We start from the raw sequence: 25390 nt of genomic DNA, 5'->3' as shown, positions 1-25390 counted from the left end.
GGTAATGGCAGACTTGTCGATCAAGCACATCCAAAAGTCCTACGGCGCAGTTAAAGTGCTCCACGGAATAGATGTCGATCTCGAAGACGGCGGCTTTTTGGTGCTTCTAGGGCCGTCTGGATGCGGTAAATCAACCCTGCTCAACATCATCGCTGGCTTAGAGGATTCTTCTGCCGGCGAGATTTCCATTGGGGGGAAGTCGGTAACGCCGCTGCCGCCAAAGGACCGAAACATCGCAATGGTTTTTCAGTCTTATGCACTATACCCGACGATGTCCGTCGAACGGAATATCGGCTTCGGGTTGGAGATGCGCGGTATCCCGCAAGCTGAGCGAAAGGCGCAAGTTCACAAGGCTGCGGAGATGCTCCAGATAACGCATCTTCTGGATCGATTGCCTGCAAACCTCTCCGGAGGCCAAAGGCAACGGGTGGCGATGGGACGGGCGATTGTGCGCAGTCCCGATCTGTTTTTGTTTGATGAACCCCTGTCCAATCTCGATGCCAAATTGCGTGTCGAGATGCGAACTGAGATTAAGCGCCTTCACGAGCGCTTGGGGACAACGATCGTCTATGTCACACACGACCAAATCGAGGCCATGACTCTTGCAACGAAGGTTGCTGTCATGAAGGGAGGCTACGTTCAGCAAATCGCAGACCCTCGGACAATATATGAGCGACCAGCAAACATGTTCGTTGCAGGTTTCATTGGATCGCCAGCGATGAACTTCATCAAGGGCCGACTGGTCTCGGACGCTGGAACGCCGCGGTTCGAGAGTGCGGGTGTCGCTATCACGTTCCCTAAGATGCCGATAGAGCAATCCTCCCGGAACTGCGTACTCGGTGTCAGGCCGGAGGAGCTCAAGGCCGCCCCAGCTACCGAGGCTTCGATCACGGCAACGATCGACGTCGTAGAGCCGACCGGGCCCGATACGATCGTAACGGCTATGGTCGGCGATCAGACAGTTGTCGTTAGAGCTGCCGCGCGGTTTAGCGGGCGAAGAGGGGAGAAGATGGGCCTAATTGCTGATCCGACGAGCATCAGCCTTTTTGATGCACTGACTGAAAACCGCATCGATACAGGTAATTGACCGATACGTTTCCACCAAAAGGTTGTAATATTACAATGCGTCAGGTGCTATCGTCGATTTCTCCACTGACGCCAGAGAGAGTTCTATCTTATTTGAGACTTAGGAACCTGGATCTGTCGAATTGCCGCTGGACGACGAAGCTCCAAATTCATGCAGCGAGGCATTAGCTTCGCACTACTGCATTGGGATCGGCGCCTGCACGAAATCCATCGCTCACTCGATGCTGCCTTCCAGCCTGACTCTTTGCCGAAACCAATGAATCGTTTGCGGTGCATGCTTTCGCGTTCTTCTACGTCGATGCAGAAATCAATCGCGGGATCAGGGTGGTAGCTAAAGTGGCCGAGCCGTTCCTCTGAAATGCCCATTCTCATGCTCGACTGGGGACGCAGTGGCCGGATTGCCGAGTACGACGCCGGCGCCGACGTGTGTTGCGATTTTTTTTCGAACTCTTTTCAAGTTGAGGCTGAGGCAATTACAAGCCTGCGGTTTGACTGATGGTCGCCGGCGTGAGCCTTCAATTTTTGGCAGCAGCGGTACCAACGATCGTGAGATTTCTCGATCTGGGCTCGTGACGTTGCGGGCATGCACGGTCATGAGCGATCAGAGCATTCCCGGTATCACGACATCTACCGTACTCCATTCCAACGGAATCAAGGGATATCAGGATTTTAGTTTGGAACGGAACCTTTCGAATAGCCGAACTAAGTGCTCCCAGGCAGGGATAAATATCCCGGACGCAGAGTTTGCAAAGCATGCTGAGGCAATGTTCGCACCGCTGACGCGGGCCCCCGTGAGTAGCAGGCCCCTTGTGCTATAGTGCGTTCTTCAAGAATTGCCGCTGCGTTTGACCCCGATCGTCTCGACCAGGACAGCTCGACCTTCATCAAGATTTCTGGCGAGGTTCGCGGTCATTGTTTTAAACTCTGGACCCATAGCAAGGTGAAGCCCAAGAGGGCCGGGCCCCTTGATCGACGCCTGCGACTTACGCAGCTGCGCGAACCACGCAAGTGCAGCATCTGTTCGGTCGACCCATGACGAGATCTCAAAACCTGCCCCAACCAACTGGCTCTTCATTCCCGCCGGTGTAAGCAGGAAACTTGTCTCTTCGCTTTTTGACCAAGGCACGGGGTAGATGAGCGGCCCGCCGCCACCTTGCAGGACGTCGTAAATTGCAATGCGTCCACCGGCTTTGAGAACACGATATGCTTCAGAATAAAATCGGTCTCTGTCTGCGATATTCATCGCCACATGTTGGGTCCAAGCGATATCGAAGCTGCCACTCTCAAACGGGAGCGATAAGGCGTTCCCCTGCATGTAGTTCACGCGTTCCGTCAGTCCGGTCTTTTCAGCCAAGAAAGTCGCCGCCTCGACAAAGCTATCGCTAAGGTCGATACCGGTTACATGGCTCCCGAAAGTGCTGGCAAGATAGCGGGAAGGCCCACCAAGACCAGATCCGATATCGAGCACCCGATCCTTGGCCGATGGTCCAAGAATCTTGCCAAGCTCGATCGTGGCCTCCAGACCACGTGAATGAAACTGATCAAGTGATGCCAACTGTGCGGGAGCAATTCTGCCAGCTGTAAAGCCCGCAGCCGCTAGCGCGTCTTTCACGCGATCAATAAGTCCCTTGCCTTCGTAATGTTCAGCAACCTTAGCGCTCTCGACCATCTTCTCTCCTCCAGAGGTCTGATCGACCGTCTGCCGGTCTGTGACGGGGTAAATAGACCTCTACGACCGCCGCGCGAACTATACCCAGGTATAGGCTGACAGTTCGCCTTATGCGTGCCGCACTGAAACCGGTTGCTCCATCCACGCGTCATTCCGCAGCGGCGATCAGAGCCTTATAGATCTCGGTGTCCAGTTCAAATCCGATCGCGGTGACCTCGGCGTTTCCATATTGGCCGAATTGCTTTGACGGAAGGTCGTATTCGAATACCGATCCACCACCGGAGCCTTCATACAAAACGACACGAAGCGGCGCATATTGTCCGGCAGCCAGCACCTTGCTCGTCATCTTCGAAGCCGTCAGGGGATTGCCTATCTCGTACTGGAAGCAGTTTCGCCGATAGTCGATCATCTGGTCTGTGCTTCCATGGTCCCGCTTCATGAAGATGAAAAGCGGACCCCCGGCCTCCAATTCCTTTCGGACTGAAGCCGCTTCACCATTCTCCAGCCGCTCCCAGATGCCGTCATCGACATGGGGAATTTGCCGTTCAAGTGCTGCTGCCGTCTCCAGGAAGGGCTTTGGGGAGGTGAGTGTCACGTGCTCCACGGTCAAAGCGTGACGGGTGATTGAGACTGACATCTGATACTCCGCTTGGTTACCTAAAGCTGCCGAAATCATCCGCTATTTCGAAGCCCTCTCGCACCCCATACATTCGTATAGCTCTCAGACGTTCTTCCCCTTCCCGCTGATTGGTGAGCGCGATACCCGCAGCGGCCGGAGGGTTTGTTGGAAGCTCTTGTTTTGCGAAAGCCGGGTGATGCTGTCGAAGCAGCTATAGAGCGGCTCCGAGAAGAGCACTTGCCCGAGATTGATGTGCTCATAATTGTCCGCTGGTGAGCAATCCGGATTTTCGTATGGACGTGACATAGCTTAGCCGCTACGCACGGCCTAAAGAGATCTCAGCCGTGCCGGTGGACAGCAGTAGAGAGGCCCCTTAGAATCTTCTCAGTGCCTCGTGAGGGAAGCCTTATTTTCCAGGGCTTTTCAAAGCGACGTTCTGAATGGTTCAGGCGCCTCGCCCCGTTAGCTTGGATCCCATGTTTAACTTTGGAAAACGCGGTGTTCGAAATGATGGGAGCTTGTACACTTGGCCATCGCGGGCGGCGCGGCCTTTTCGGCCCGGCGAGGCTAACAAACGTCCGGTCGGCTTTCGCTTTAGTGCAAGAATTTGTCCGGCCCACCTCATCATCCATTAACCGCCGCGCGTTCCATTCAAAGCGCGGTAGCAAGCTGTTAATCAGGCACGCCTATCCGAAGCTAAGTAAGAAGCAATCGGGTGCGAACTTGGCAAAAGAAGAGACCTACGGCGGCCGCTGGAAAGCGAAAAACAAAACGCGCGAGGGACAAGGGGGCAGGGGCACGTCTATAGGGTCACGGATTTAACCGGCGAACATGAGGGTGAGCTTGCCCTCAAGCGCGTGACCAACTTTGAGCGACATGAACGTTTCAAAAGCGAAATTGCGAGTGTCGAGCGCTGTGACCATCCGAATATCATAAGGATCTTGGACCACTCGCTTACCGCGACGACCGACCCCGAGATGACCAAGCATTACATCGTAATGCCCCTTGCTCAGGGCGGCAATCTGGCTCAGCGTAAGCTGCGATACCAATATAACCCTGAGACCACTATCGACGTCGCCATTAGGTTAGCCGATGCGCTGCGTTCCGGTCACAAAGTCAGGGTGATTCATCGTGACGTAAATCCTGAGAACATTTTATTTCCAGGCAATGGGCATGATGTTTGGTTGGCCGATTTTGGCATCGCGTACATTGGAGACCAACCCCGCCACACCGAAACGGGTGAGGTCGTTGGTCCGGCACACTTCATAGCCCGGAGCTAGAGAAAAGCGGCAGGAGGGATGTCAAAGCGGCAGTTGATGTTTATTCGCTTGGTTAGGTGATCTATTAGTAAGCGCGAATTTCTATGCGCCTTCTGAAGCGCAGTGCTCTGATGCATGAAGTGTCCACCAAAAACAGGTGGACACCAAATCATGGACGATGCTCCTAAACTGCAGGTGCGGCTTGTTGGCCGCGACGGCCGTGTTCCTAAAGGGACGAAGCGAGAAACCATGGGCAGGCGCTGCGGTAGTAGGGGAGATTTTCGCTACGGCAGGACACCGTCTCGTCTTAGACACCTCAGCAGCACGGGGTAGCGCAGGCGTGGCTTTCGAAGCGATCTGTGAGGCTTTGCTGATCTCACCGCCTACTGAGACCATGTGGTCGCGAGTTTAGCATCCTGTCCCCCACCGAAATCATACCACCACTCAACCTTTGGTGGCATATCGACGGAGGAATCTCAACGCCGATCTAGCCTCCCCAACCATGAGACGCTTAGCCTTTTTTGGGGGACTGCCTCTGATTGCCCGTCCGCCACCGTCATGTACCGAAGATTGATAAACGCAAGCCTCTTAAACGCTTTTGGCTTAAAAGCACAATGGGCGCTCAACCCGTCGCCAGGCAGCGCCCACTTGTTGCTTAAGCGGGGCAAACGCTGAATGACGCCTCGATAAGCGACATCGTCGGAAGGAAGCCAATGAACTCCTCTCCACCGAGACGGGCCATAAAACCCTTTACCCCTATCACCTGGTTTCGCGTACCGGCAAGCAAGACGTCCGACCCATCCCGGCTTTCATTTAGGTCAATAGATCTCATCTCGATTCCGTCTGACGAGACCCTTCGCTAACGAAGCTTGAGTCAAAGGCTTTCTATACTCCATGACAAAACGTGAAATGTCGTCGCCCAGTTTTGATGCGATGGCTGGTTGAAGAACACGACCGGCCCGATCTTGTTTTTATTGGTCAGGTGATCGGTCGCTGACACGGAATAGATAGGTATGAAGAACTCGCCGTCGCGAGAAAACGAGAACGTGAACTTGCTCCCATCGAAAGTCAGCCTCGACCATATCGGCTCATTCGGCAGCGGCAGTCCGGGATCAAGCACCGCGGAATCGCCGCTATAAGAATTGAACCCGCTCCCTCCGCTTGTCTTTTGGTAGTCGAACCTTCGCACCCCATCACCGCCCCCAATTCCGAACTGAACCGCGCGACTGGTTGACGTGTCACGCACCGCAATTCCGGGCACGACGTATCGCGCAACAGTACCAGTGTAGACAGACAGCATGATGGCTTGCCAGTTTCCGGCAGGCACGTTTTGCTCAGCCATCATAGCCGTGAAATCGCCGGCGGTCGCCGTGGACGTGAGTTTAACACCTCGCGATGTCGCTCCTATCGCTGCCCCCGTTGGGGACGTAGAGCTTGTGGCGAGTGAAAACTGCCCGGCCGTCGGCTTGACAACCGTGGACCCATTCAGCCAGTCGACCCCGCCTCCGCTAGGCGTACCCGCCGTCGAGACGGTGATGCTCCCCGGGCCGTTCGAGATTACAATACCTGTCCCAGGGGTGAGCGTCGTCGGCTGCGGCGGACCACTAGGCGCTCCCACCAGGATTTGGCCGTTGGCGAGAGGCCCCACCGCACTGAAGCTTCCTGAGCCACCGTTCAGTTGTATCGCATTTTGGGCGCCGGCTGGAACCGTCTGATCAGCACATGCCGCAACGGAGGAGAAGTCGGACATAACAGGGGCGGCATCGAGAATGGTGCCATTGCTGATCACATTGGGAACAACGCAGGCAGCGGAAGCTGCACCCGCCATTGCGAGGAGCGAAGAAACGGCGATGCCCGTCAAGGACTTGAATTTTTTCGCGCTCACGTGCTTGCCCTCAGATTGCTGTCAGGTTCCAGGAGAGGATGTGGAAGTTCGAACCCCAAGTGGGGTTTGTAGGTGCTCCGTAGGAGGCAGATGGTCCAATCGTACTCAAGTTCGTTAGCCAATCGGTCGCGGAGACGGTAAATGCCGTCGAATAATTCTCGCCATCCTGCGAAAATGCCCAAACCAGATTCGTGCCATCGTAGGTCAGGCGTGACCAGACCGGCTCGGTGGGGTAGGGGAAACCGAGATCGGTCTGCGCCGACTCCCCGGCATAATTATCCAAACCGACACCCCCGGCCGACTTGAAATATTCGAAGCGCGTACTTGTGTCGCTCTGAGCGCCGACCCCGAAGAAAATTGCACGAGCGGCAGCTGTGTCTCTCAGGCCGATCGAAATCGTAGCCCAAGAGCTCATGGGCCCAGAATAGACCCCGAGCATGGTCGCCTGCCAGTGCCCTGTGGGTAGTGGCATGTCGGCCATCAAATTGCGGCTATCGGCCGTCGCGGTAGTCGAAAGCAACATTCCCCGACTTGTTGCCGCCAAGGCGGCGCCAGCCGGCACTTGAGTCGAGGTTCGCAGCGTAAAATTCGCGGCAACTGGCTTCACGACCGCGGATTGGTTAAGCCAGTCGACACTGGAGCCCGTACCGCTGCCCGTTGCTGAGATAGTTATCCCGCCCGGGCTGTTCGCGATTGCAATCCCGGCGCCCGCCTGGATCTGCGCGGCCCGGGGCGGGTTTCCCGTCGAACCAATTACCAACTGGCCATTTACCATTGGCGCAATGGCCCCAAAGGACCCGCTGCCCGCATTAAATTGTATGCCATAGGGTGCCCCGGCTGGCGCTGCATAGCCGAGGCAAGTCGCAAGCGCATCAAAGTTTGCCATCACTTTTGACGCGTCGGCCAAGGTAGAGGATGTCAACGGGTTTGGAACAAGGCATTGAGCAAGGGCTAAGGTCGAGAAGGAAATGCCAGCCGCTAGGGAGGCGGCAAACGAAAACGCGGTTCTGGGCATGAAACACCTCGTAATGAGCGCACGATCAGAGCGCGATTAAGCTCCAGGAGAGGATGTGATAGGCCGACGGCCAATCCGCGTGCGATGACTGGGAAAACAACGTCCCTGGTCCGACCCGATCAGCCGTTGTGAGGTTATCATTTGCGTTGACTGTATATCCTTTTACGAAATTCTCACCGTCACGCGAGTAGGACCAGATAAAGCTCGTGCCGTCGTAAACCAAACGCGACCAAACGGGCTGGGACGGCGGGGGGAGACCGACATCATTTGCGCCTGTCTGACTGAGGATCGTGTCGAGGCCGTTACCGCCGGCGGTTCTGCTGTAGGTGAATTGAAAGGGGCTGCGGGTTCCAGCTGATATTCCAAACTCGACGGCCCGGTTGCTGCTGGTATCCCGCACGACGATCGCCGGGTAGCCGGACGTTGACATTGAGCCCGAATAGACGGCCAACACCGTTGCCTGCCAGCCGCCAGCCGGTGTCGCTGTCTCCGCTATTAAACCGGTGCCTGATGCGCTTGCCGACGACCGGAGGGCCATTCCCCGCGTCGTTGCTTGAAGCGTTGCTCCCGTCGGTGCTGTGGTGCTGGTGACGAGAGTGAAACTCGAGGCTTGCGGCCGTGTCACCGCATTCTCGTTCAACCAATCCACGCCCGGGCCCGGGCTGCTGCCCAATGCGCTGATCGTCAGGCTTCCTGAACCTGGTAGGATCGCGATCCCGGGTCCGGCAGCCAATGAACCAGCCTGAGGAGGTGCGCCCGTCGAGCCGATAGCAAGTTGGCCCGCCGTAATAGGAACACCCTCAACGTTTCCGGACGCGCCTTTGAACTGTACCGCGCCGGCTGGGCCGGCAGGCGCCAGTGCGTCGGCACAAGTGATCAGTGCGGAGAAGTTCTCCATGACTTCAGTTGCATCCGCGGTCTGGCCGTTCGACAGGTCATTCGGGATCGCGCAGGCTGCCGCCGCCGAGCCCGCCATTGCCGAAGCAAGAAAGAGCGACAGTATCGCACGTTCAACAAAAGTGCGCTTGAGTTGCATAGATCGAAATCCTTGAGCAGAACCGGGCGATCAGAAAATGCAGGCATAAGGTGCGTTTTTCATCGCACGGCAAAAATCACTGGTCAATATAGAAAAATTTTAAACTCATATCATACTGAGAACAAATAAATTAAATTTTATCAAATCCCAGTAAATCGGTGGGATTTACTTGGTTATAAAAAACAATGTATCGTATTCCGCGATTTTATTGATTGTTTTTCACGCGTCGGCATGCAAAATAAAGGACGTATTGGTGTCGGGGCGAGTTCCTATTCGAAACCTCGGCTCGGCGGGACGTTGTGTATTCCTTATCTGCGTTATTGCCAACGGAAATTTCGGCAATCTGTGCAGTCGAGCTACCGGGAATGCTTCTCATGATTGTGCGTATGAGCTTCTATCCTATTGCTGTTGCAGCACTTATGACGTGTGCTTCCCCAGCGTTGGCAGATACAAAAACCTCCAGCTTCGGTTACGATCGCAATGGGCGCCTCACGACGGGTCTATACGAGAACGCGGCCCGCTGCGTGGTATGGGCCTATGACCCAAACGGCAACCGCACGTCTCAAGACAGCGCGACGAAAGTCGCGGATCCGCCGCTATGGGGTGAGGCGAAATGGGGCGAGGCGGATTGGTCCAAAGGCTTCGCCAATCAGCTGTGGGGTGCTGCGAAGTGGGGCTGTGTCATGTGGGCGCCTGGCTCGTAAGCGGCCCGATCGTCTCGCAAGAAAATTCTTTAAATGAAAGAGCGACCGCATGTTGACGTTTAGATCAGCGATTGTCGGAATTTTCCTGTGCGCATCCACGGCGGCGAGTGCCCAATCGATACCGGGTTCTATTCGGATTGCTCCAGGACTGAGCGAGCCCCTGGTCGCGGCCCGCTCGACAACCGACGTCGAGGATCGCGACCTTCGGCTTGCTTTGGATCGGTTTCGGGTTCGCCCCGACAGTTCTGATGTTTCGGCACTGACCGGTTATCTCACGGCGCATCCTGACAGTGGATGGTCGGCAGCCCTCTGGGCCAACCTTGGCTACAGCTATCTTCACGATGGATATTTTTCCAAGTCATTGGACGCCTGGAGCAGCGCCTGGAAAGAGGGCAGGGACGCCTCTTCCCCGGAAGCGCGTGCGCTTGCCGATCGAGCGATTGGTGAGCTTGCAAACCTCAACGCGAATTTCGGGCGTATGGACGAGCTCGGGCGCCTTTTTGACGGGCTCGGCGATAGAAAGGTTTCAGGTCCAGCGACCGAAACGATACAGACCGCACGCGAAACCTTGATGATGGTCAAGGCCGGCACAGGGCACCTGTTCAACTGCGGCCCCTTGGCGCTACGAGCTTTGATGGTCTCGGAGGGCGTCAAGCCCGAGGCTCTCAATCTGCTTCAATACTACAATCCCGGCCCGGACGGCACGTCGCTTGAAGAGCTGGCCCAGTTGGCGGACAAGCTGAAGTTCAGCTATCGGCTGGTCAGCCGGTCGCCCGGGCAAGCCGTGCCGATACCATCGGTCGTCCATTGGAAGGTTGGCCACTTTGCTGCGATCACCGGGGAACGCGATGGCCGGTATCATGTGCGCGACGCGGTATTCCCAAATTCCGACCTTTGGGTGACCAAGGCCGCCTTGGACTCTGAGGCGAGCGGTAGCTATCTCGTGCCGTGGAGCCAATCGCCTCCGACCTCATGGTCGGATCTTTCCTCAGAAAAAGCGGCCCTTGTCCGCGGCAAGGGTCAAACCAACCAGACGCGGGCAGGGGACGCCGGCGACGAACTTGCCAACAAGGATCCTCAAAAGCCTACTCCGAACTTCCCGAGTGTCACTCCCGCCAATCCGGATCCCTCATGCCCGCTTTGTGTGGTCGGGATCAAAGAGTCGAGCGTCAGCATAAATCTCACGGATACGCCAGTCGGTTATGTTCCGCCACTCGGTCCGTCGATGAAGGTGCGTATCAGCTATAACCAGCGTGAAGACAGCCAGCCAGCAAATTTCGATTATTTTAATATCGGGCAGAAGTGGTCATTGAGCTGGTCAAGCTACGTGATTGACGACCCGACAATGCCTGGAGCCAACGTCTCCAGGGTGATGGGAGAGGGAGGGGCGTTTTACTACATCGGCTATGATCCCGCGCGGCGGACGTTCGCGGCTCAAGATACAGATGGTTCCGTTCTTTCACTAGCATCGCAGTCGCCGGTTCAATATCGAAGACAGCTGCGAGACGGGAGCCTCGAGTTATATGAGCAGTCAAATGGTTCGACTGCGTTCCCGCGAAAGGTCTTCCTGACGAAGGTCGTTGATCCCCATGGGAATGCAGCCTCCCTTCACTATGACGGCCAGAGCCGTCTGCTTTCGATAACGGATGCCGTTGGCCGAGAAACAACGTTCAGCTACGCCGTGTCTGGTCGCCCATTGCTGGTGAGCGCGATAACCGATCCTTTTGGACGAAGCGCCAAGCTGACATATGACGATCTCGGTCGCCTGGCTTCGATCACTGACATTATCGGGCTAACCTCGGCATTCACCTACGACGCCAATTCGTTGATCGATAGTCTGACAACGCCCTATGGCGTCAGCCGCTTTAAGTATACGGCACCTGGAACGGCCGCCCCGCCCCGGTTCGCGCAGGTTACAGATCCCCTCGGGAACAAGGAGCGGGAAGAATGGCTCGAGCCGGCACCGATTCCGAACAGTGAACCTACCGCAACTGTCCCCGTCGGCATGCCGATGCCGTTGATGAACAACTATCTTGTCTTCCGCAACAGCTTCCACTGGGACAAGAGCGCCTACATCGCCGCCGGCTGCGCTGATAATGGCGGGTGCGATTATACAAAGGCCCGGCTGCGCCATTTTGTTCATATGCCGAATTCGACGATCAAAGGTACCGCGGTCGAGAGCGAGAAGTATCCCCTTGAGAACCGCGTCTGGTATACCTATCCGGGCCAGACAGAAGCGAACTACGGCGGAACCTACGATAAGCCGACAGCGGTCGGTCGCGTCCTCGATGACGGTAGCTCACAGATCAGTCGCTACGCCTACGATACAAGCGGCAATCTCGTTCAAGAGACTGACCCCGCCGGTCGATCCACCTTCTATGCATACACTGACGGGATCAATCTTGCTTCGATCAGCCAGGCAAGCGAATTCGGAACCCGATCGACGCTTGCCCAGTACGTTTACAACAAGCAGCGCCGACCGACCCTCTATGTCAATGCAGCGGGGAGGCCTACGTCCCTTGAATATAATCAGACAGGACAATTGACATCGAGCACCAATGCGCTCGGGCAAAAGACTGCCTACCAGTATGATGCCAACGCGAACCTCGCGTCGATCACGAATGCGAACAATGCGACGGCTGCGAGTTATACCTACGACCCCTTCGCGAGAGTTCGCACCTCTACCGACTCTGAAGGCTGGACGGTTACCTATGATTATGATGCCGCGGATCGGCTGACGAAGGTCACCTATCTCGACGGCACCAAAGCGACTTACACCTACGATCGGCTGGATCTTTCGTCCTACAAAGATCGCGAAGGGCGTCTTTGGAAGTATCAATATGATGCAAACCGGCGCTTGACGGGCGTTATCGATCCTTTGGGTCAATCGGTTGGCTTGTCCTACGATCCATCCGGAAATTTGGTAGGCCTGACGGACCCCAAGGGAAACAACACCCTTTGGTCCTATGATATACAGGATCGATTGACGTCCAAGACCTACGCCGACAACACCGCCGTTGCCTACACATATGAAAATGCAACCAGCCGACTTAAAAGCGCGTTGGATGCGCTCGGCCAGACGAAACAGTATGGCTATACCATCGACGACAATCTGACAGGTATCACCTATCTTAATGCCGTGAACCCGACGCCGAATGTGGCCTTTGGCTATGATCCCTACTTCAATCGCATTTCCTTCATGACCGACGGCACCGGCCGGACGGATTACACCTATTATCCATCCTACGATGACGGCGCCCAGCAGCTTCAACAGGAATGCTTTACGGCGACTGGCGCGACCGGGTGCTCACATAGCATCTCGTACAACTACGATGAGCTCGGCCGGCTGGGGACCAGGCAGATTTCCGGTAGTGGACCGGAGACATTCGCCTATGACGATATTGGGAGGGTGACCGGCCACACAAGCGATCTCGGCGCTTTTCAGCTTAGCTATCTCGGCCAGACGCCCCAGTTGACGGTCCGGCAGTTGCTGCCGATGACCTCTAATCTGAAGACCACGTGGAGTTATCTTGACAATGTTCACGATCGTCGGCTGGCCGGTATAGCCAACACCGGTCTCGTCGCGGGGGAGTTTACGAATTTTACCTTCCAGACATCGCCAGAGAATTTCATCACGGGAATTACACAGAGCAGCGATGCGACGGTGGCCGAACCTGATCCGGCAGCGCAGAAAGTCACGTTCAACAGCGTCAACGAGATTGGTGATGTTTCGGGGCAATCGTATAGCTATGACGCCAATGGCAATATGTTGTCCGATGGTGAACGGACATACGAATGGGACGCAGAGAACCGGCTCCTCGCTGTGTCACGAGTATCTTCCGCACGTGGGATGCAATTTACTTACGATGGGTTCGGTCGAAGAGTTAAGACGAACGACATCACGCAGCCAGATCAGAATATTGTTGCGAAAATTACTTGGTGCGGGAACGACTTGTGCCAATCCATCGATGAAAATTCTTCGGCGGTGTCGACTTATCTGCCGGAAGGCGAATTCCATTCGGGAAATCCTGCTGCTTCGATTTACTATGGAGTAGATCAACTTGGTTCGGTCCGCAGAACCTTTGACGGCATCACAGCAAGCGTGCAAGATTTTGATCCGTGGGGTGTGCCACTAGTTTCTCAGGCAGAAATCAGCGACCTGACCTATGCCGGTATGTTTCAGACCGGAGACATTGACGTCGATCTCTCCTGGTTCCGTCCGTACAGCGCTCAGAATGGGCGTTGGTTAAGCAGAGACCCTCTATCTCGCGGCCTCAATTCCCTATCCACACAGAATTCATATGAGTATGTCCTCAGCAATCCGCTCGCGAAGACAGACCCCTATGGCTTGGCACCATTGGATCCAAATGGTACAGTTCCTGGCGGGCCTTGGACGCCCGCGGGCCCGGGTCAGCGGCCCGGTTCATTCTTCGGTCCGGCTCAACCCGGGGGGCGAGACATTTGCACCTGGGTCCCTCCGGAAGCCGAGGGCGGCCCCCCAGGATCTCAAGGCTACTGGAAAGCAAAAGGACCGAACACCCCTTGGGAACGATATAATCAACGGGGTGGTGGTATCTCACCAGAGGAGGCACATCCGGGAAACCCTGGTGGAGGAGCGCCGTTCCCATTCGTGCGGTACGCTACGCCAGCCGGTGCGTTTCTAGGAACCTTCTTATACAGTTCGCCCGCATACTGAGTACAGGAGGAAAAAGATGGCCGTACAAATTGAGACGCTGACTGACGAGGCTCTCACCTCCGCATTGCAGGAAATCGGCTTGCGTCTCCATGATTGGCACAGCGTCCGGCTTTCCGATGGGAGTAAATTTGTCTGGTCCAAGGTCGCAGCGCCCCCCAAGGGGATAGAGCTTCTCACCTTTGCCCAAAAGGCGTGCAGTTGGTTGCAACTTAGCAACTCTTACATCGTGATCTTTGACGACTCCAACGTGTTTGAGCCTCGTCAACGACGTGTAGTTGAAGCAATTATCGGCTCAAGCGTGGCCGGATTTGAATTCTCAGGTGGTGCTAGACTAAGTTCCGATAACGATCTCACCCTTTCGGACACACTATCAATTTTGATTTTTTTTAGTGCTATCTTCGGCAGCCACCTATATGTCTGCTCGGAGCAGGCTCCCGGACGCCTGGTTGGCGTGCTGGACTCACAACTATATGTGATGTCTCATCCGCTAGATCCGCAAATGTCTGAAGTACCCTCCTATTTTACAACTTGAATGGGCACCATCGCGACGACCACTGCGCGTGCGGTCGATGATTGCTATATCCAACGGACAGGTGTGGACCGAGTTAAGATGTCGGTCGACCCTCTCATGGTTCCTATAGAGATCCGATACTGGGTCGGTTTAGGATAAAGATCGGAAAAAGCACGGTGGTAGTGAATGGAAGCGGTGGCCAAACCAAAAGCCGTGGGAAAAAATTGAAACCGTGAATCGGTTCGTCCCGATTGGTTCAACGAGGGGAAAATCCCGATGATTAGCCAAACGTCTTCCGGCGGGTGGCGTAATGCACAGGCTACCTTGGAAAGATATTACCCAGGAACTGAGCCGCTCGGCTGGAGGTTGCGGAGCGCTCCAAGAAACAATGGACGAGATCCTATGCTCTTTCCGGTGGAGAGCTGCCATCTGATCTCCGAAAACAGAGAGGGCAAATCCTCCATCGGTTCAAGGAAATTTCGTCGTACATTTTTAGTTCTAACCCGGTGGTAGTTGTGACTGTACCCCTCCTGCAGGGCGTTTCACGTCCCTCAGCACGAAAAGCTGAATATTTGGAGGAGCTCGGCCTTGATGTTGTTCACCGAGGTACGGCTGACCCTACTAAGGAATTTGCAAACAGCTATGATATCTATGCCATGGTCAGCGATCTCACAAACCCAGCACTAAATCATCTAGTTCTGGAAGTCATGAAAGCTCGCGTCGAGCAGGCTGTGTTAATCGCGTCTGACGGCAACTTGATAGCCCCCCAACGATGCTYACGGTTGCGTCCGGCTYATATGTCTCCTGGATGATGGCAAGCTTCTCYGCCGTCGACCAGCGACGGCGGCGCTCAGGGSCSGACAGGACTTCTATCTTAGGACTGTGACTTGATGTGAAACCACCGCCGCGGTTGCCTCCCAAGTTTTGCTTCTGTGGATGTAGACGGAGAATCAACCTGAGATGGAGTAATAATCGGAAGTTACGGAGGAAGGCAACCGTCGCTATTGTTGATCACCGCCACGAGGAGCGTCGGTGCGAACGTACCTTCACAAAATCAATTGCAAACTCCACTTGGGTGATGCTGAATCGCGGTCCATTGACGCCCAGCAATGCGAAGAGTTCGGGTCCGTTTCTCAAACCCGTGATTGATTGCAGCGCAAAAGAATCTGATCCGGAAGAAAAAGGCCGACCGGCCGGCTGAGCCGGAGTAGACCATGTAAATGCCTACGGCGTGGGCCAAAAATTTACTTCCGCCGATAGAGTTTTCAGGTTGTTACATGAAAGACATGACTGCTAAGGCCATCTGCATATGGAAGAAACCACAATATATCAGATGATCGGCCCCGAGCTTCGAGAGCTCGAGCAATCGGAGGCGATTATACCGAGCGGCATGGTCATATGTTTCGACACACGCTCCATCGAGTTGGTGGCGTCCCGCAACGCCTTGGCGTTTGATGTGGCGCTCGTCGCCCCGACAATGCGCCAGGCTTTGTAGTCTACCGTTTCCTTTTTGGCGTACGCAGCTGGGTCGCCATCCCAGAGCTGACTACGGAGATGGTTAAGTCGGTTGACCTACGAACTCGCGAAGGTCTCGTTGCTGCGCGTAACATGCAAGAGCGCGTAGAACGCGAATTGGCGAAAACCGTCCAAAGTTGGCGAACCGATTGCGAGGACGGCACCAAGACTGTCCGGGAGTTCATTGCATTATTCGGTCCAAATTCATTCGCAGACGCCGAACAGAAGAAGCGTTGGAGCCCATCCAGGGTAACCGGTGTTCCGTCCCCACGTTGTCCTCGCCGCCCTGATCTGTGATCGGCTTTCCATGGACAAGCAACGGGAGTTTCTCCATGGAGACTACATTGGAGTTTCTCACAACCAGGAAGTCTGGACGTGAGAGCCACCGACATTGGCCGGACGAGGTCAAGGCGCAGATCGTATCGGAAAGTCTTCGGCCCGGTGCGAAGGTGAATGAGGTCGCCGAACGGTTTGGATTGCGGGCGAACCGTCTGTCGACTTGGCGGACGATGGCGCGGCAGGGCAAGCTTATTCTGCCTGCACCTGAGGATGGGGTGGAGTTCGCAGCGGTGATCGTCGAACCACCTGTTTCCGAACCGCAGGTCAAGACGGCTAGCCGTCCCGAGATCATCGTTGGGTCGGTCACGATTTGTCTGGAAGAAGGCGCGTCTGCCGCCCGGATCGCCGCTGTGGCGCGTGCCTGCGCGATTCCGGCATGATCTTTCCATCGAACCGGGTCCGGATCATGGTGGCGACAAAGCCTGTTGACTTCCGCAAGGGCCACGATGGCCTGGCGGCCCTAGTCAAGAACGAGCTGCACAAGGACCCTTTTACAGGGACGGTCTTCGTATTCCGGTCACGGAAAGCAGACCGGCTGAAGCTGATCTACTGGGATGGTAGCGGACTGGTGATGGCCTACAAACGGCTGGAGGAGCACACCTTCACCTGGCCGGGTATCAAGGACGGCTTGATGACGCTGGGCCACGCTCAGTTCGAGGCGTTGTTTGCGGGCCTCGACTGGCGTCGGGTTCGTACGGTGGAGGCGAGACCGCCGGACGCCATTGAATAGATGCGGCACGATGACTCGGTCGGCGGATTCTTCCGGCGAAGCTTGACGGCGTTTGATAAACTTAGGGCATGTTGGACGCCGCCGATCTTCCCGACGATATTGCTGCGCTGAAGGCGATGCTGATCGCGGCGCAAGCGCGTGAAGTTCGCAAGGATGACCGGATCGAGCATCTGGAGAAGCTGGTCGCCGCTTTCAAGCAAGCAGCCTTCGGCCGTAAATCGGAAAAGACCGATCCCGAGCAATTCGATCTCGCACTGGAGGACCTGGAAACGGCCATCGCTTCCATCCATGCCGAAGATGAAGCCGATAACCCCTCTGGGAAGCCGCAGTCTAAACCCCGTGCCACCAATCGCGGTTCTCTTCCCGCTCATCTTACTCGCGTCGAGGAAATCATCGATCCGGAAAGTCTGATCTGCGCCTGTGGCGGCGGCCTGCATTGCATCGGCGAGGACGTGTCCGAGCGGCTGGATGTCATCCCAGCGCAATTCCGCGTCATCGTTACTCGTCGTCCCAAATATGCCTGCCGTGCCTGCACCGATGGTGTTGCCCAGGCTCCAGCACCTGCAAGATTGATCCACGCCGGGTTGCCGACGGAGGCGACCATCGCGCATGTGCTGGTCTCCAAATATGCCGATCACCTGCCGCTGTACCGACAGGCCCAGATCATGAGCCGCCAGGGCGTCGATCTCGACCGCTCCACGCTCGCCGACTGGGTCGGCCGAGCGGCATTCGAGCTTCGCCCGGTCTTCGATGCTCTGATCACCGACCTGAAGCGGTCGACCAAGCTGTTCATGGACGAGACCCGTGCGCCAGTCCTCGATCCTGGCTCTCGCAAGACTAAAACCGGGTACTTCTGGGCGTTGGCCCGTGATGATCGGCCATGGGGTGGAGGTGCTCCGCCTGGTGTAGCCTTTACCTATGCTCCTGGTCGCAGTGGACAGCATGCCGAACGGATATTGCAAGGGTTCACAGGCGTCCTTCAGGTCGACGGCTACGCGGGATATAACCGGCTGATCGCAGCGGATCGTGTCGGTCCCGACATCCGGCTAGCCTCTTGCTGGGCGCATCTATGGACGCCCCCGACTTTGCAAGGGTAAATGAGCAATTCTGGCGAACCTGCGGCTGCAGTCATCTATTCGGCCTCTTAGCGTGCCGCACCCTGCGGCCCCGGCCTTGATGGTAGATCCGCAAACCAGCTCCCAATCACGCACCACGAACTCGAAGTTCGATGCGCCCAACGGGCTCTGCTGGTTCCCGGTTAGCCCGGCTTTGCCATCATTTGCTTTCTATCCTCGCAACCACATCGACCAGTGCGGGTCGAATTCAGCGTTTATGCCGATCTCATTGTCGCGCCATCTCCGGGATGCCCGTAGGTTCCGCCAAACATCAGCAGCGCCCAAATGATACGGGCCGTTTTGTTTGCAACCGCGACCGCAGCAACATTTGCAGGACGACGGTCCCTGAGCTTCGAAAGCCATGTCCAGGAGCGGCCGCGCCAACGCATGATTGAACGACTACCGTGGATCAAGAGCCTTCGAAGATAGCCATCGCCTCGTTTGCTGATCCCTCCGAGGTTCTCCTTGCCTCCGGTCGAGTGCTGCTTTGGGACGAGCCCAAGCCAGGCGGCAAAATGTCGGCCCGATTTGAAGTCAGACGGCTCTCTCATTGAGGAGACCAGAGCTGTCGCCGTAACGACACCGACGCCAGGAATTGTCATCAATCGCCTGCAGGCATCGCTTCCTTTTACGATTCGGATTAGATCCCGATCTATGCGGAAAAGCTTCGTCTTCACTTCCCTCAGTTGCTCGACGAGATAACGCAACGCGTGGCGAGCTACGGCCGGTAGCTCATCGAATTCTTCGTCCTCGATCAGTTTGGTCAGAAGGCCGATATTGTGGGCGCGGTTCGGGGCAACGATGCCGAATTCGGCAAGATGGCCTCGGATCGAGTTTATGAGTTGGGTTCGTTGACGGATCAGCATTTCCCTGACGCGATGAAGGACAAGAACTTCTTGTTGCATCTCTTCCTTGATCGGTACGAAGCGCATCGTCGGTCGCGTGACTGCCTCACAGATCGCTTCGGCATCAGCGGCATCACTCTTGTTGGTCTTGACGTAAGGGCGAACATATTGTGCCGGGAGAAGACGAACGTCATGACCAATGTCACGGATCAATCTGGCCCAAAAATGGGAGCCAGGGCATGCTTCGAGCGCGACAAGGGACAGCGGTAGTTTCCTGAAGAACGCCTCTACCTCCTCACGTTTGAGCCTGCGCCGGATGACGGCTTTACCGGCAGCATCTGCACCATGAACCTGGAAAACAGACTTCGCGATATCGAGACCAACAACACTGACTTGAGCTTCCATGATGAATCTCCTGGTTGATACGCCTCCATCATCCATCGCGGCTGGCTCCGGCGGAAGGGGGCGTCCATACCATCACGCGCGGCGCAAGCTAGTCGAGATCACTCGCACCGGTTCCACACCAATTGCCGAGGACGGCGTGAAGCGGATCGGCGAACTCTATCGCATTGAAGCAGAGCTGCGCGGTCTCGACGCCGACGCTCGACTGGCCGGAAGGCAAACGCGGTCAGCACCTTTGATCGCGGACATGCGGACTTGGCTCACGCATCACCGTGCCCGCGTCTCTGGCAAGTCGCCGCTTGGCGAAGCGCTGGCCTATATCGCCAAATACTGGGACGGGCTCTGCGTATTCCTGGCCGATGGCCGCGTTGAGATCGACAACAATTCCGTCGAACGAACCATCAGGCCGATAGCGCTCAACCGGAAGAACGCTCTGTTTGCGGGGCACGACGAGGGAGCAGAGAACTGGGCAACCATCGCCTCGCTCATCGAAACCTGCAAGCTCAACGTCGTCGATCCGTTCGCCTATTTGTCCGCCACACTTGCCGCCATTGTCAACGGTCACAAGCAAAACCAAATCGATGCGCTGATGCCGTGGAATTATTTGCGGCGGTCGAACCGCTAAAGTCTCCAATCGGCCCAAACGGACACGAAAGCAACAGAGGCCTTCATTGTGAAGTAGTCACGCTAGACCGCCTAGCTTTAGGGTCGTAGCAGCGGCAGCCATGAAGACCACGACGATCCAAGGCGATGTCCGCCAGATCACCAGCATCAGAAACCCCGTGATCGCCAGCAGGAAGTCAGTCTGGGTGAGCACAGCGCTTGTCCAGACTGGGTGATAGAGGGCGGCACCCAGCACACCCACGACAGCGGCATTCGCGCCCCGCATAGCAGCTTGAGCTAAAGGAAAGCGGTTGAGGCTGCCCCAGAACGGGAGAGCGCCTACCAACAGGAGGAAACCCGGCAGGAAGATCGCGACGAGACAGATCGCTGCGCCGAGAATGCCATTCGGGGTCGGGGACGTGATTGCCCCCAAATAGGCGGCGAAGGTGAATAACGGTCCGGGAACGGCTTGAGCAAGGCCGTAACCAGCCAGAAACGAACTATCGGAAACCCAGCCCGGTCTCACGATTTCCGCTTCAAGGAGAGGCAGGACAACGTGACCACCACCAAACACTAGCGAGCCAGAACGATAGAAAGCGTCGAAGAGATTCAGGCCTTTGGAATTGAATGCCCCGGCGAGAATGGGCAGAGCGAACAGAAGACTGAGGAAGGCAAACAAGCAGACGATGCCGACCGACTTGGACACGCCGAACGCGATCAACTCTCTGGTCTGTTGGGCAGCGGCTCGACATAGGACGAGGCCGAGAAGGCCACCAATGACGATGGCCGCGAGCTGCCCGAAGATACCGCCGAAGATGACCGCAACGACTGAAAGGAGGGCAATGCCTATTCTCGGCTGGTCTGGGGTCAAGGACTTTGCCATTCCCCATACCGCCTGCGCTACAACGGCCACAGCCACGAGCTTCAGACCATGTAGCAGACCTTGTCCAAGCGGATTGTCGAGGGCCGTTGCGGCTGTAGCGAAGATGATCAGGATGATGGCCGACGGCAGCGTGAATGCTGCCCATGCCGCGAAAGCGCCCAACGGGCCACCGCGCAGAAGACCAAGTGCAAACCCGACCTGGCTGGAAGCCGGGCCGGGCAAGAACTGGCAGAGCGCGACAAGGTCGCCATAATCCTTCTCTTCGAGCCACTTCCGCCTAACAACTATTTCATCGCGGAAGTAGCCGAGGTGAGCGATTGGGCCGCCGAAGGAGGTCAGGCCTAGCTTGAGGAAAGCAGTAAACACTTCGCCAGCAGTCCCCTTCGGGGCAGCATCCCCTCCATTAAAGGTTGCTTCCATTGAGGACTTCACGACACACATCTTTCGCCCTTTCTCTGTTCCAGAGCTGCAACTCCATCGAGAGCTACGTTGTATAGCCTCCAATCAAATTTCGATGTGGAAACAAGATAGTGCTTTGCTTTAGTTTTGTGACGACCGCGTGAAGGGTCGACGACTAGCAGATTGGGTCCCGGAGAGATGTAAGATATCAGGGCATTGCAGAGCGAGCTGATCGCTCTCATCGCATGTGGACGATATGATTCATGCCATTGTTTCGGTGCTTCACCATCCTGATGTCCACCTTTGGCGAAATTGTAGCCGCCGATGTTGCGGTGGTTGCCTCCGGGAAGTCCTACCGCGCTTGGTCACTGTGTGAGGGAAACATCGCTTACCATCCAGGTTGCTTGCAACGGATAGATAGCGGCCCGGGGTAGGGGCTAAGCACCGAACCAATCAACGAGCAAGTTGTCCAGGTGCCAAGCAAAGCACTAGAACTACAAATCCTTCTCGAAAACCATGCTCTCTTCCTCTCCCAGCAGTCGCGCGACGTAGGGCCGCGGTCGCCGCGCCGTTACCCTATCGCTGGCCTGCGCATGAAGGCCGTCGATTTGTTCCAGTTCGTTCTCGTTCTCGAACATTGGCAGAATGCGCTCCCGACACATCGCATAGGCGTCTGACCCGCAAGCCTCCTGAGCACAAACGAGGACGTCTGAGACAAAATAATGCGGAGCTACAATCACCGAAAAATGGATCGCCCAGGACCACAAATATGCGTTCCCGCGAGCCGCAAATGCCGCCGCAAGGATTGCCGGGAGCTTTCCTTCAGCGGTACGTATTTCGTCCGCAAGCCGGGAGAGCGCATCGGCATCACCGGGTCGTTGTATGACCTCGTCCTCTATGAACCAGTCGGCCAGTATTTTCTTCAGTCGCGCCTGCGGTGCGAAGCCGACGTCTTCCGCAGGCGCGACTGAATTCAAAAAGGAAGACGCCTCAAGGAATTCACCGCTAAAATATAGAGCGTCGCCAAGGCAAAATACCGCATTGGGTTCGGCGGAGAGTTCAACGGAACGGCGATAGGCGATCGCAGAACATCTGTATCGCCCGCGCTCGAACAACACTCCTCCTAACTCCTTAAAAAAGTAATCGGACGAAAGATACTTCGGCCGGAGCTTCCGAGCGGCATTGAACGCCTCGAGAGCTTTGGCGGTTTGCTGATTGTTCGCCCTGACGTTCCCCATGGAATACATAATTGCAGCCCTGGTATCATCCGTGGGAGCTAGCGCGAGCGCGGGGAGATAGAACTCCTGGATCGCTGCAGCGATCTCCGACCGATCTGCCGCGTGTCCCGTGAGAAGCTCGGTTGTAAATGCCAGAAAGATGGGATCCTGATGATGGTGCATCCCAGCAAGAACAGCAAGCTTGGCTGCTTTGAGCGGCTCGCCTTTCAATGCGATGCAGGCATAGATCGATAGCTCTCGAGGCACCACGTCGACCGCATCGCCAAGGGTGAGGCAATAATTTGCGGCGCTGGCTGCCCGGTCGTTGAAACCAATACGAGATAGAACGGCGCAGAAAGCATAAGCCAGAATCTGACGGGTGCGAGTGGCATCGTATTGGATTTCGATATCAACGAAACCGCGCCCGATGGCGATCCTTATGTGATCGGCGAAAAAAGATACTTCAATAGGCACTCGGCTGTCGTCGTCGACTTGTTGGATAAAGGACAGCTGTCCCAGTACAGCATTCAGCGCTTGTGCGGCCGCTAGCTCTGAACTGTAGGAAAGGACATATTTCGCCGACAGCGCAAAACGCTCGCCCGATCGTCTCTCGTTAAGGCGCCGTATCACCTTCAGCACCGCGTGAAGCTTCTCGGGCGTTTCCTTGGTCCACTCATTTAAAAATTTGATCGTTGCCGATGCCGCATCAGGGTTGGCCTGACTGAAAGCTTCAAAATCCCATAGCCAAAACAGCCCATCCGACGCGGAGCAATATCTGACAATGATCGCTGGGAGTTCCAGGCTCTGCAGATACCTGATGCGGTCGACCTCGATAGGCATCTTCCGTTCCCGCTTTATGTCATCGGTCGCCTTGAGTTGCACATAGAACATCAGGCCCGTGGCGGTGCGATCCTCGCCGAAGATTTCGACCTCCATGTCGACGCCATAGTCGCGGCCCTTCTCCCGGCATACCCAGCGCCGAGGAACAGAGGCTTTGAAACGATCGATAGACTCGTCTTCAAGTTCATGGGAACGCGATCGGATAGGCATGAGAATCTCCACGGTCGAGGTGGAAACTACGACGATCTAGAGAGGCATGCCAAGCGCAGTGCCTTCGATCTAACTAGAAGTTCAAACAGCCCATTCGACGAGACCTAGCGAGACGGTTGGGACGACACCCCGGTGACGACCAATTCAGCAGTTATACCAGCTGAGGGTAGAGGTGCCGCCCCGAGCTGCTCGTGTGAATGGCTGCCACCGTTCTATCGAACGGCGCCAAGTATTTGTACATCGTTAACGCCCGAACTCTTAAAGGGTGAGTCGGTGACAGATTTGAAGTCATCGTGACTGGCTGAAATGTGTTTTGAAAATTGGAGCAGAAACATTGACGTTACAAATCTTTCGCATGCCGCAGACCCTCGGTCATGGGTTGCGGCTCTTTATCGAGAACGAGCTTTACGACGATAGCTTCAATAACGTTGCCGAAATGCGACGCTGGTTTATCAGGAGCCCGAAGCATCTTAAGGGGAACGAACTCGAGCATAATACACCAATATTGCAAACCGTGATCGCGGAGACCTTCGGCAAGGAAGACACGCACCACGTCCTATCACAAGAAGACGGCAAAGGCCCTTACCTGGTGATTGGACCAAGCGCCGTACTGAGGAACAAGCTGTTCGAAATAGGTTCTAACGCCACCGATTACGCGATTTCAGAAGCCACGAAGTACGACCTTCTCTAGGTCGAGCTATCGGAAGTCTTCTCGTTTTTCCAGCTGATGTTCTGCTCGTTAAACAGATCGAGCAGAACGCCTTGTCCGTGCTTAGCCTCGTGACGCCAAGCGGGTACTGCTCGAACAATCAACCTGCCGAATTCGCGTACGAGATCAGGATCACCGCATTCGACTACCCGGGGTCCATTATAGATTATGTGCCCACTCAGCGTAACGTAATCTTTTCGTTTTTCGCAGTTGAGCATAGCCTCCAAGAGCGTGGCTGCACTGAATTTCATCACGATGTTAGTTCCTGACCCGTGGTCATTGGTTGAATCCTTATGGTCCTCCAGCTCTTTGTCGGCCGCAAGTTATGTCTGACGGTCGATTGAATTTTAGTAAGAAAAGAGGCGAACCGAATGGGGGCCCATCTTGTGGCACCTGTGACAAAGTCTACTGCCTGTGATAAATATTCTTAAGGTTGCATTCCATGGATCTGAGCGCAAACTCGATCTCGTTTCTTCTAGAAGATCGAAGCAGACCACTGTGTGATCTCTGGTAACGGTACTCACGGCAATCCTCATCGCAAACACTAAAGACTATCGCGGCGGCTCGACCTCTAGACAGCTTCAGCGTTAATCTGACCTACACGGCGGATGAGCGTGATATCACGAATGAGCAATGGTTTCAGGGGTTAAGACAACCCCTCATTGAGAGCAGGCGTAGATTCCATCGACATCGAAGAACTCGGACATATTCGAAACAACGGACGGGGACTGAGCGCGGCCGAACTGTTGGGCTTGGTATGGCGCTAGCGTTGGTCGAAGAGGCTTTGTCGCACCTCTCCACAAGTGGGGACGATAGGTCTTGGGATGAAGATGACGCTCTCACTCACGATCGGACGGCGATCGAACGGTTTGTCTATGGCGCAGCCTCTGCCCAGGCCGTTGGCCTCGATCTCGACCTGGAACCCGCAGAGGTACCCGCATTTGCAAACAGGTTCCGAGAGAGGTTTATGTCAATTCGAGACGGAGTTTTGATTTCGGCAGGGCCGATTAACGTCAACTTCCTCTAGTTGCGACGCTAGGTTGCGACTGATAGCGACCTAGTGACCGGTGCGGAGCGGACATCTGTGCTTGTCGGTCGCGTTA

At 55.7% G+C, this 25390-nt stretch carries 16 protein-coding genes and 2 pseudogenes; 10 read left to right on the top strand and 8 right to left on the bottom strand.

Annotated elements, in window-relative coordinates; all coding sequences use genetic code 11:
- The first annotated feature begins 4 nt into the window (after nucleotides 1-4).
- The gene (locus AC1DJO_RS24675) at nucleotides 5-1087 is read left to right on the top strand and encodes an ABC transporter ATP-binding protein (protein ID WP_477973331.1); all 1083 of its coding nucleotides are present in this window, start codon (nucleotides 5-7) and stop codon (nucleotides 1085-1087) included.
- A gap of 825 nt (nucleotides 1088-1912) precedes the next feature.
- On the opposite strand, the gene AC1DJO_RS24670 is transcribed toward AC1DJO_RS24675, so the two are convergent.
- Nucleotides 1913-2755 (bottom strand): methyltransferase domain-containing protein, encoded by an 843-nt coding sequence (locus AC1DJO_RS24670; RefSeq protein WP_477973329.1) that lies wholly within the window; start codon nucleotides 2753-2755, stop codon nucleotides 1913-1915.
- 148 nt (nucleotides 2756-2903) lie between these two features.
- Nucleotides 2904-3431 (bottom strand): DUF302 domain-containing protein, encoded by a 528-nt coding sequence (locus tag AC1DJO_RS24665; RefSeq protein ID WP_477973327.1) that lies wholly within the window; start codon nucleotides 3429-3431, stop codon nucleotides 2904-2906.
- 653 nt (nucleotides 3432-4084) lie between these two features.
- Between AC1DJO_RS24665 and AC1DJO_RS24660 the strand changes: the two genes are divergently transcribed.
- Nucleotides 4085-4654 carry a serine/threonine protein kinase gene (locus AC1DJO_RS24660; protein ID WP_477973466.1) on the top strand — a complete coding sequence of 190 codons (570 nt, stop codon included), beginning with the start codon at nucleotides 4085-4087 and terminating at the stop codon, nucleotides 4652-4654.
- A gap of 853 nt (nucleotides 4655-5507) precedes the next feature.
- On the opposite strand, the gene AC1DJO_RS24655 is transcribed toward AC1DJO_RS24660, so the two are convergent.
- From AC1DJO_RS24655 to AC1DJO_RS24645, 3 genes are read right to left on the bottom strand one after another with little or no spacing between them, the layout of a single operon-like run.
- Complete coding sequence (locus AC1DJO_RS24655) at nucleotides 5508-6518, bottom strand: hypothetical protein (protein WP_477973325.1); 1011 nt, start codon at nucleotides 6516-6518, stop codon at nucleotides 5508-5510.
- Between the two features lie 10 nt (nucleotides 6519-6528).
- Complete coding sequence (locus tag AC1DJO_RS24650; RefSeq protein WP_477973323.1) at nucleotides 6529-7533, bottom strand: hypothetical protein; 1005 nt, start codon at nucleotides 7531-7533, stop codon at nucleotides 6529-6531.
- A 25-nt stretch (nucleotides 7534-7558) separates the two neighbouring features.
- Nucleotides 7559-8569: a hypothetical protein gene (locus tag AC1DJO_RS24645; protein ID WP_477973321.1), complete on the bottom strand. Its 1011-nt coding sequence runs from the start codon at nucleotides 8567-8569 to the stop codon at nucleotides 7559-7561.
- A gap of 753 nt (nucleotides 8570-9322) precedes the next feature.
- On the opposite strand from AC1DJO_RS24645, the gene AC1DJO_RS24640 reads away from it, so the two are divergent.
- From AC1DJO_RS24640 to tnpC (AC1DJO_RS24615), 6 genes and pseudogenes are all read left to right on the top strand, one after another.
- Nucleotides 9323-13969, top strand: a complete 4647-nt coding sequence (locus AC1DJO_RS24640) for an RHS repeat-associated core domain-containing protein (protein ID WP_477973319.1) — start codon at nucleotides 9323-9325, stop codon at nucleotides 13967-13969.
- 16 nt (nucleotides 13970-13985) lie between these two features.
- A complete protein-coding gene (locus tag AC1DJO_RS24635; RefSeq protein ID WP_477973317.1) occupies nucleotides 13986-14501 on the top strand; it encodes a hypothetical protein in 516 nt (171 codons plus the stop codon).
- 1288 nt (nucleotides 14502-15789) lie between these two features.
- Nucleotides 15790-15975, top strand: coding sequence for a hypothetical protein (locus tag AC1DJO_RS24630; RefSeq protein ID WP_477973315.1), 186 nt, complete (start codon nucleotides 15790-15792; stop codon nucleotides 15973-15975).
- A 352-nt stretch (nucleotides 15976-16327) separates the two neighbouring features.
- Nucleotides 16328-16714, top strand: coding sequence for a transposase (locus tag AC1DJO_RS24625; RefSeq protein WP_477973313.1), 387 nt, complete (start codon nucleotides 16328-16330; stop codon nucleotides 16712-16714).
- The gene (gene tnpB, locus AC1DJO_RS24620; RefSeq protein WP_477973311.1) at nucleotides 16711-17064 is read left to right on the top strand and encodes an IS66 family insertion sequence element accessory protein TnpB; all 354 of its coding nucleotides are present in this window, start codon (nucleotides 16711-16713) and stop codon (nucleotides 17062-17064) included. The genes AC1DJO_RS24625 and tnpB overlap by 4 nt, the downstream gene beginning before the upstream one ends.
- Before the next feature lie 68 nt (nucleotides 17065-17132).
- Nucleotides 17133-18131 (top strand): annotated as a pseudogene (gene tnpC, locus AC1DJO_RS24615) (IS66 family transposase); the annotation flags it as partial.
- A gap of 263 nt (nucleotides 18132-18394) precedes the next feature.
- Here the strand turns inward: tnpC (AC1DJO_RS24615) and AC1DJO_RS24610 are convergent.
- Nucleotides 18395-19429, bottom strand: a complete 1035-nt coding sequence (locus AC1DJO_RS24610) for an IS110 family RNA-guided transposase (protein ID WP_477973309.1) — start codon at nucleotides 19427-19429, stop codon at nucleotides 18395-18397.
- A gap of 73 nt (nucleotides 19430-19502) precedes the next feature.
- On the opposite strand from AC1DJO_RS24610, the pseudogene tnpC (AC1DJO_RS24605) reads away from it, so the two are divergent.
- Nucleotides 19503-20051: pseudogene (gene tnpC / locus AC1DJO_RS24605) on the top strand (IS66 family transposase); the annotation flags it as partial.
- Between the two features lie 57 nt (nucleotides 20052-20108).
- Here tnpC (AC1DJO_RS24605) and chrA read toward each other — a convergent pair.
- On the bottom strand, nucleotides 20109-21332 hold the full coding sequence (chrA, locus tag AC1DJO_RS24600) for a chromate efflux transporter (protein WP_477973307.1): 1224 nt from the start codon (nucleotides 21330-21332) through the stop codon (nucleotides 20109-20111).
- A gap of 473 nt (nucleotides 21333-21805) precedes the next feature.
- Nucleotides 21806-23578: a DUF4365 domain-containing protein gene (locus AC1DJO_RS24595; protein WP_477973305.1), complete on the bottom strand. Its 1773-nt coding sequence runs from the start codon at nucleotides 23576-23578 to the stop codon at nucleotides 21806-21808.
- 334 nt (nucleotides 23579-23912) lie between these two features.
- On the opposite strand from AC1DJO_RS24595, the gene AC1DJO_RS24590 reads away from it, so the two are divergent.
- Complete coding sequence (locus tag AC1DJO_RS24590) at nucleotides 23913-24269, top strand: cytidine/deoxycytidylate deaminase family protein (protein WP_477973303.1); 357 nt, start codon at nucleotides 23913-23915, stop codon at nucleotides 24267-24269.
- Nucleotides 24270-25390: the final 1121 nt, after the last annotated feature.

The sequence above is a fragment of the Rhizobium sp. 05N430 genome (genome assembly GCF_056396985.1).
This window is presented reverse-complemented; position numbering and strand designations above follow the sequence as displayed.

Excerpts from the sequence above, each read along its gene's own strand:
- AC1DJO_RS24650 (WP_477973323.1), bottom strand. The coding sequence starts at position 7,533 with ATGCCCAGAACCGCGTTTTCGTTTGCCGCCTCCCTAGCGGCTGGCATT.
- tnpB (WP_477973311.1), top strand. The coding sequence starts at position 16,711 with ATGATCTTTCCATCGAACCGGGTCCGGATCATGGTGGCGACAAAGCCT.
- AC1DJO_RS24665 (WP_477973327.1), bottom strand. The coding sequence starts at position 3,431 with ATGATTTCGGCAGCTTTAGGTAACCAAGCGGAGTATCAGATGTCAGTC.
- AC1DJO_RS24625 (WP_477973313.1), top strand. The coding sequence starts at position 16,328 with ATGGAGACTACATTGGAGTTTCTCACAACCAGGAAGTCTGGACGTGAG.
- AC1DJO_RS24675 (WP_477973331.1), top strand. The coding sequence starts at position 5 with ATGGCAGACTTGTCGATCAAGCACATCCAAAAGTCCTACGGCGCAGTT.
- AC1DJO_RS24640 (WP_477973319.1), top strand. The coding sequence starts at position 9,323 with ATGTTGACGTTTAGATCAGCGATTGTCGGAATTTTCCTGTGCGCATCC.
- AC1DJO_RS24595 (WP_477973305.1), bottom strand. The coding sequence starts at position 23,578 with ATGCCTATCCGATCGCGTTCCCATGAACTTGAAGACGAGTCTATCGAT.
- AC1DJO_RS24635 (WP_477973317.1), top strand. The coding sequence starts at position 13,986 with ATGGCCGTACAAATTGAGACGCTGACTGACGAGGCTCTCACCTCCGCA.
- AC1DJO_RS24610 (WP_477973309.1), bottom strand. The coding sequence starts at position 19,429 with ATGGAAGCTCAAGTCAGTGTTGTTGGTCTCGATATCGCGAAGTCTGTT.
- AC1DJO_RS24630 (WP_477973315.1), top strand. The coding sequence starts at position 15,790 with ATGGAAGAAACCACAATATATCAGATGATCGGCCCCGAGCTTCGAGAG.
- AC1DJO_RS24670 (WP_477973329.1), bottom strand. The coding sequence starts at position 2,755 with ATGGTCGAGAGCGCTAAGGTTGCTGAACATTACGAAGGCAAGGGACTT.
- AC1DJO_RS24645 (WP_477973321.1), bottom strand. The coding sequence starts at position 8,569 with ATGCAACTCAAGCGCACTTTTGTTGAACGTGCGATACTGTCGCTCTTT.
- chrA (WP_477973307.1), bottom strand. The coding sequence starts at position 21,332 with ATGGAAGCAACCTTTAATGGAGGGGATGCTGCCCCGAAGGGGACTGCT.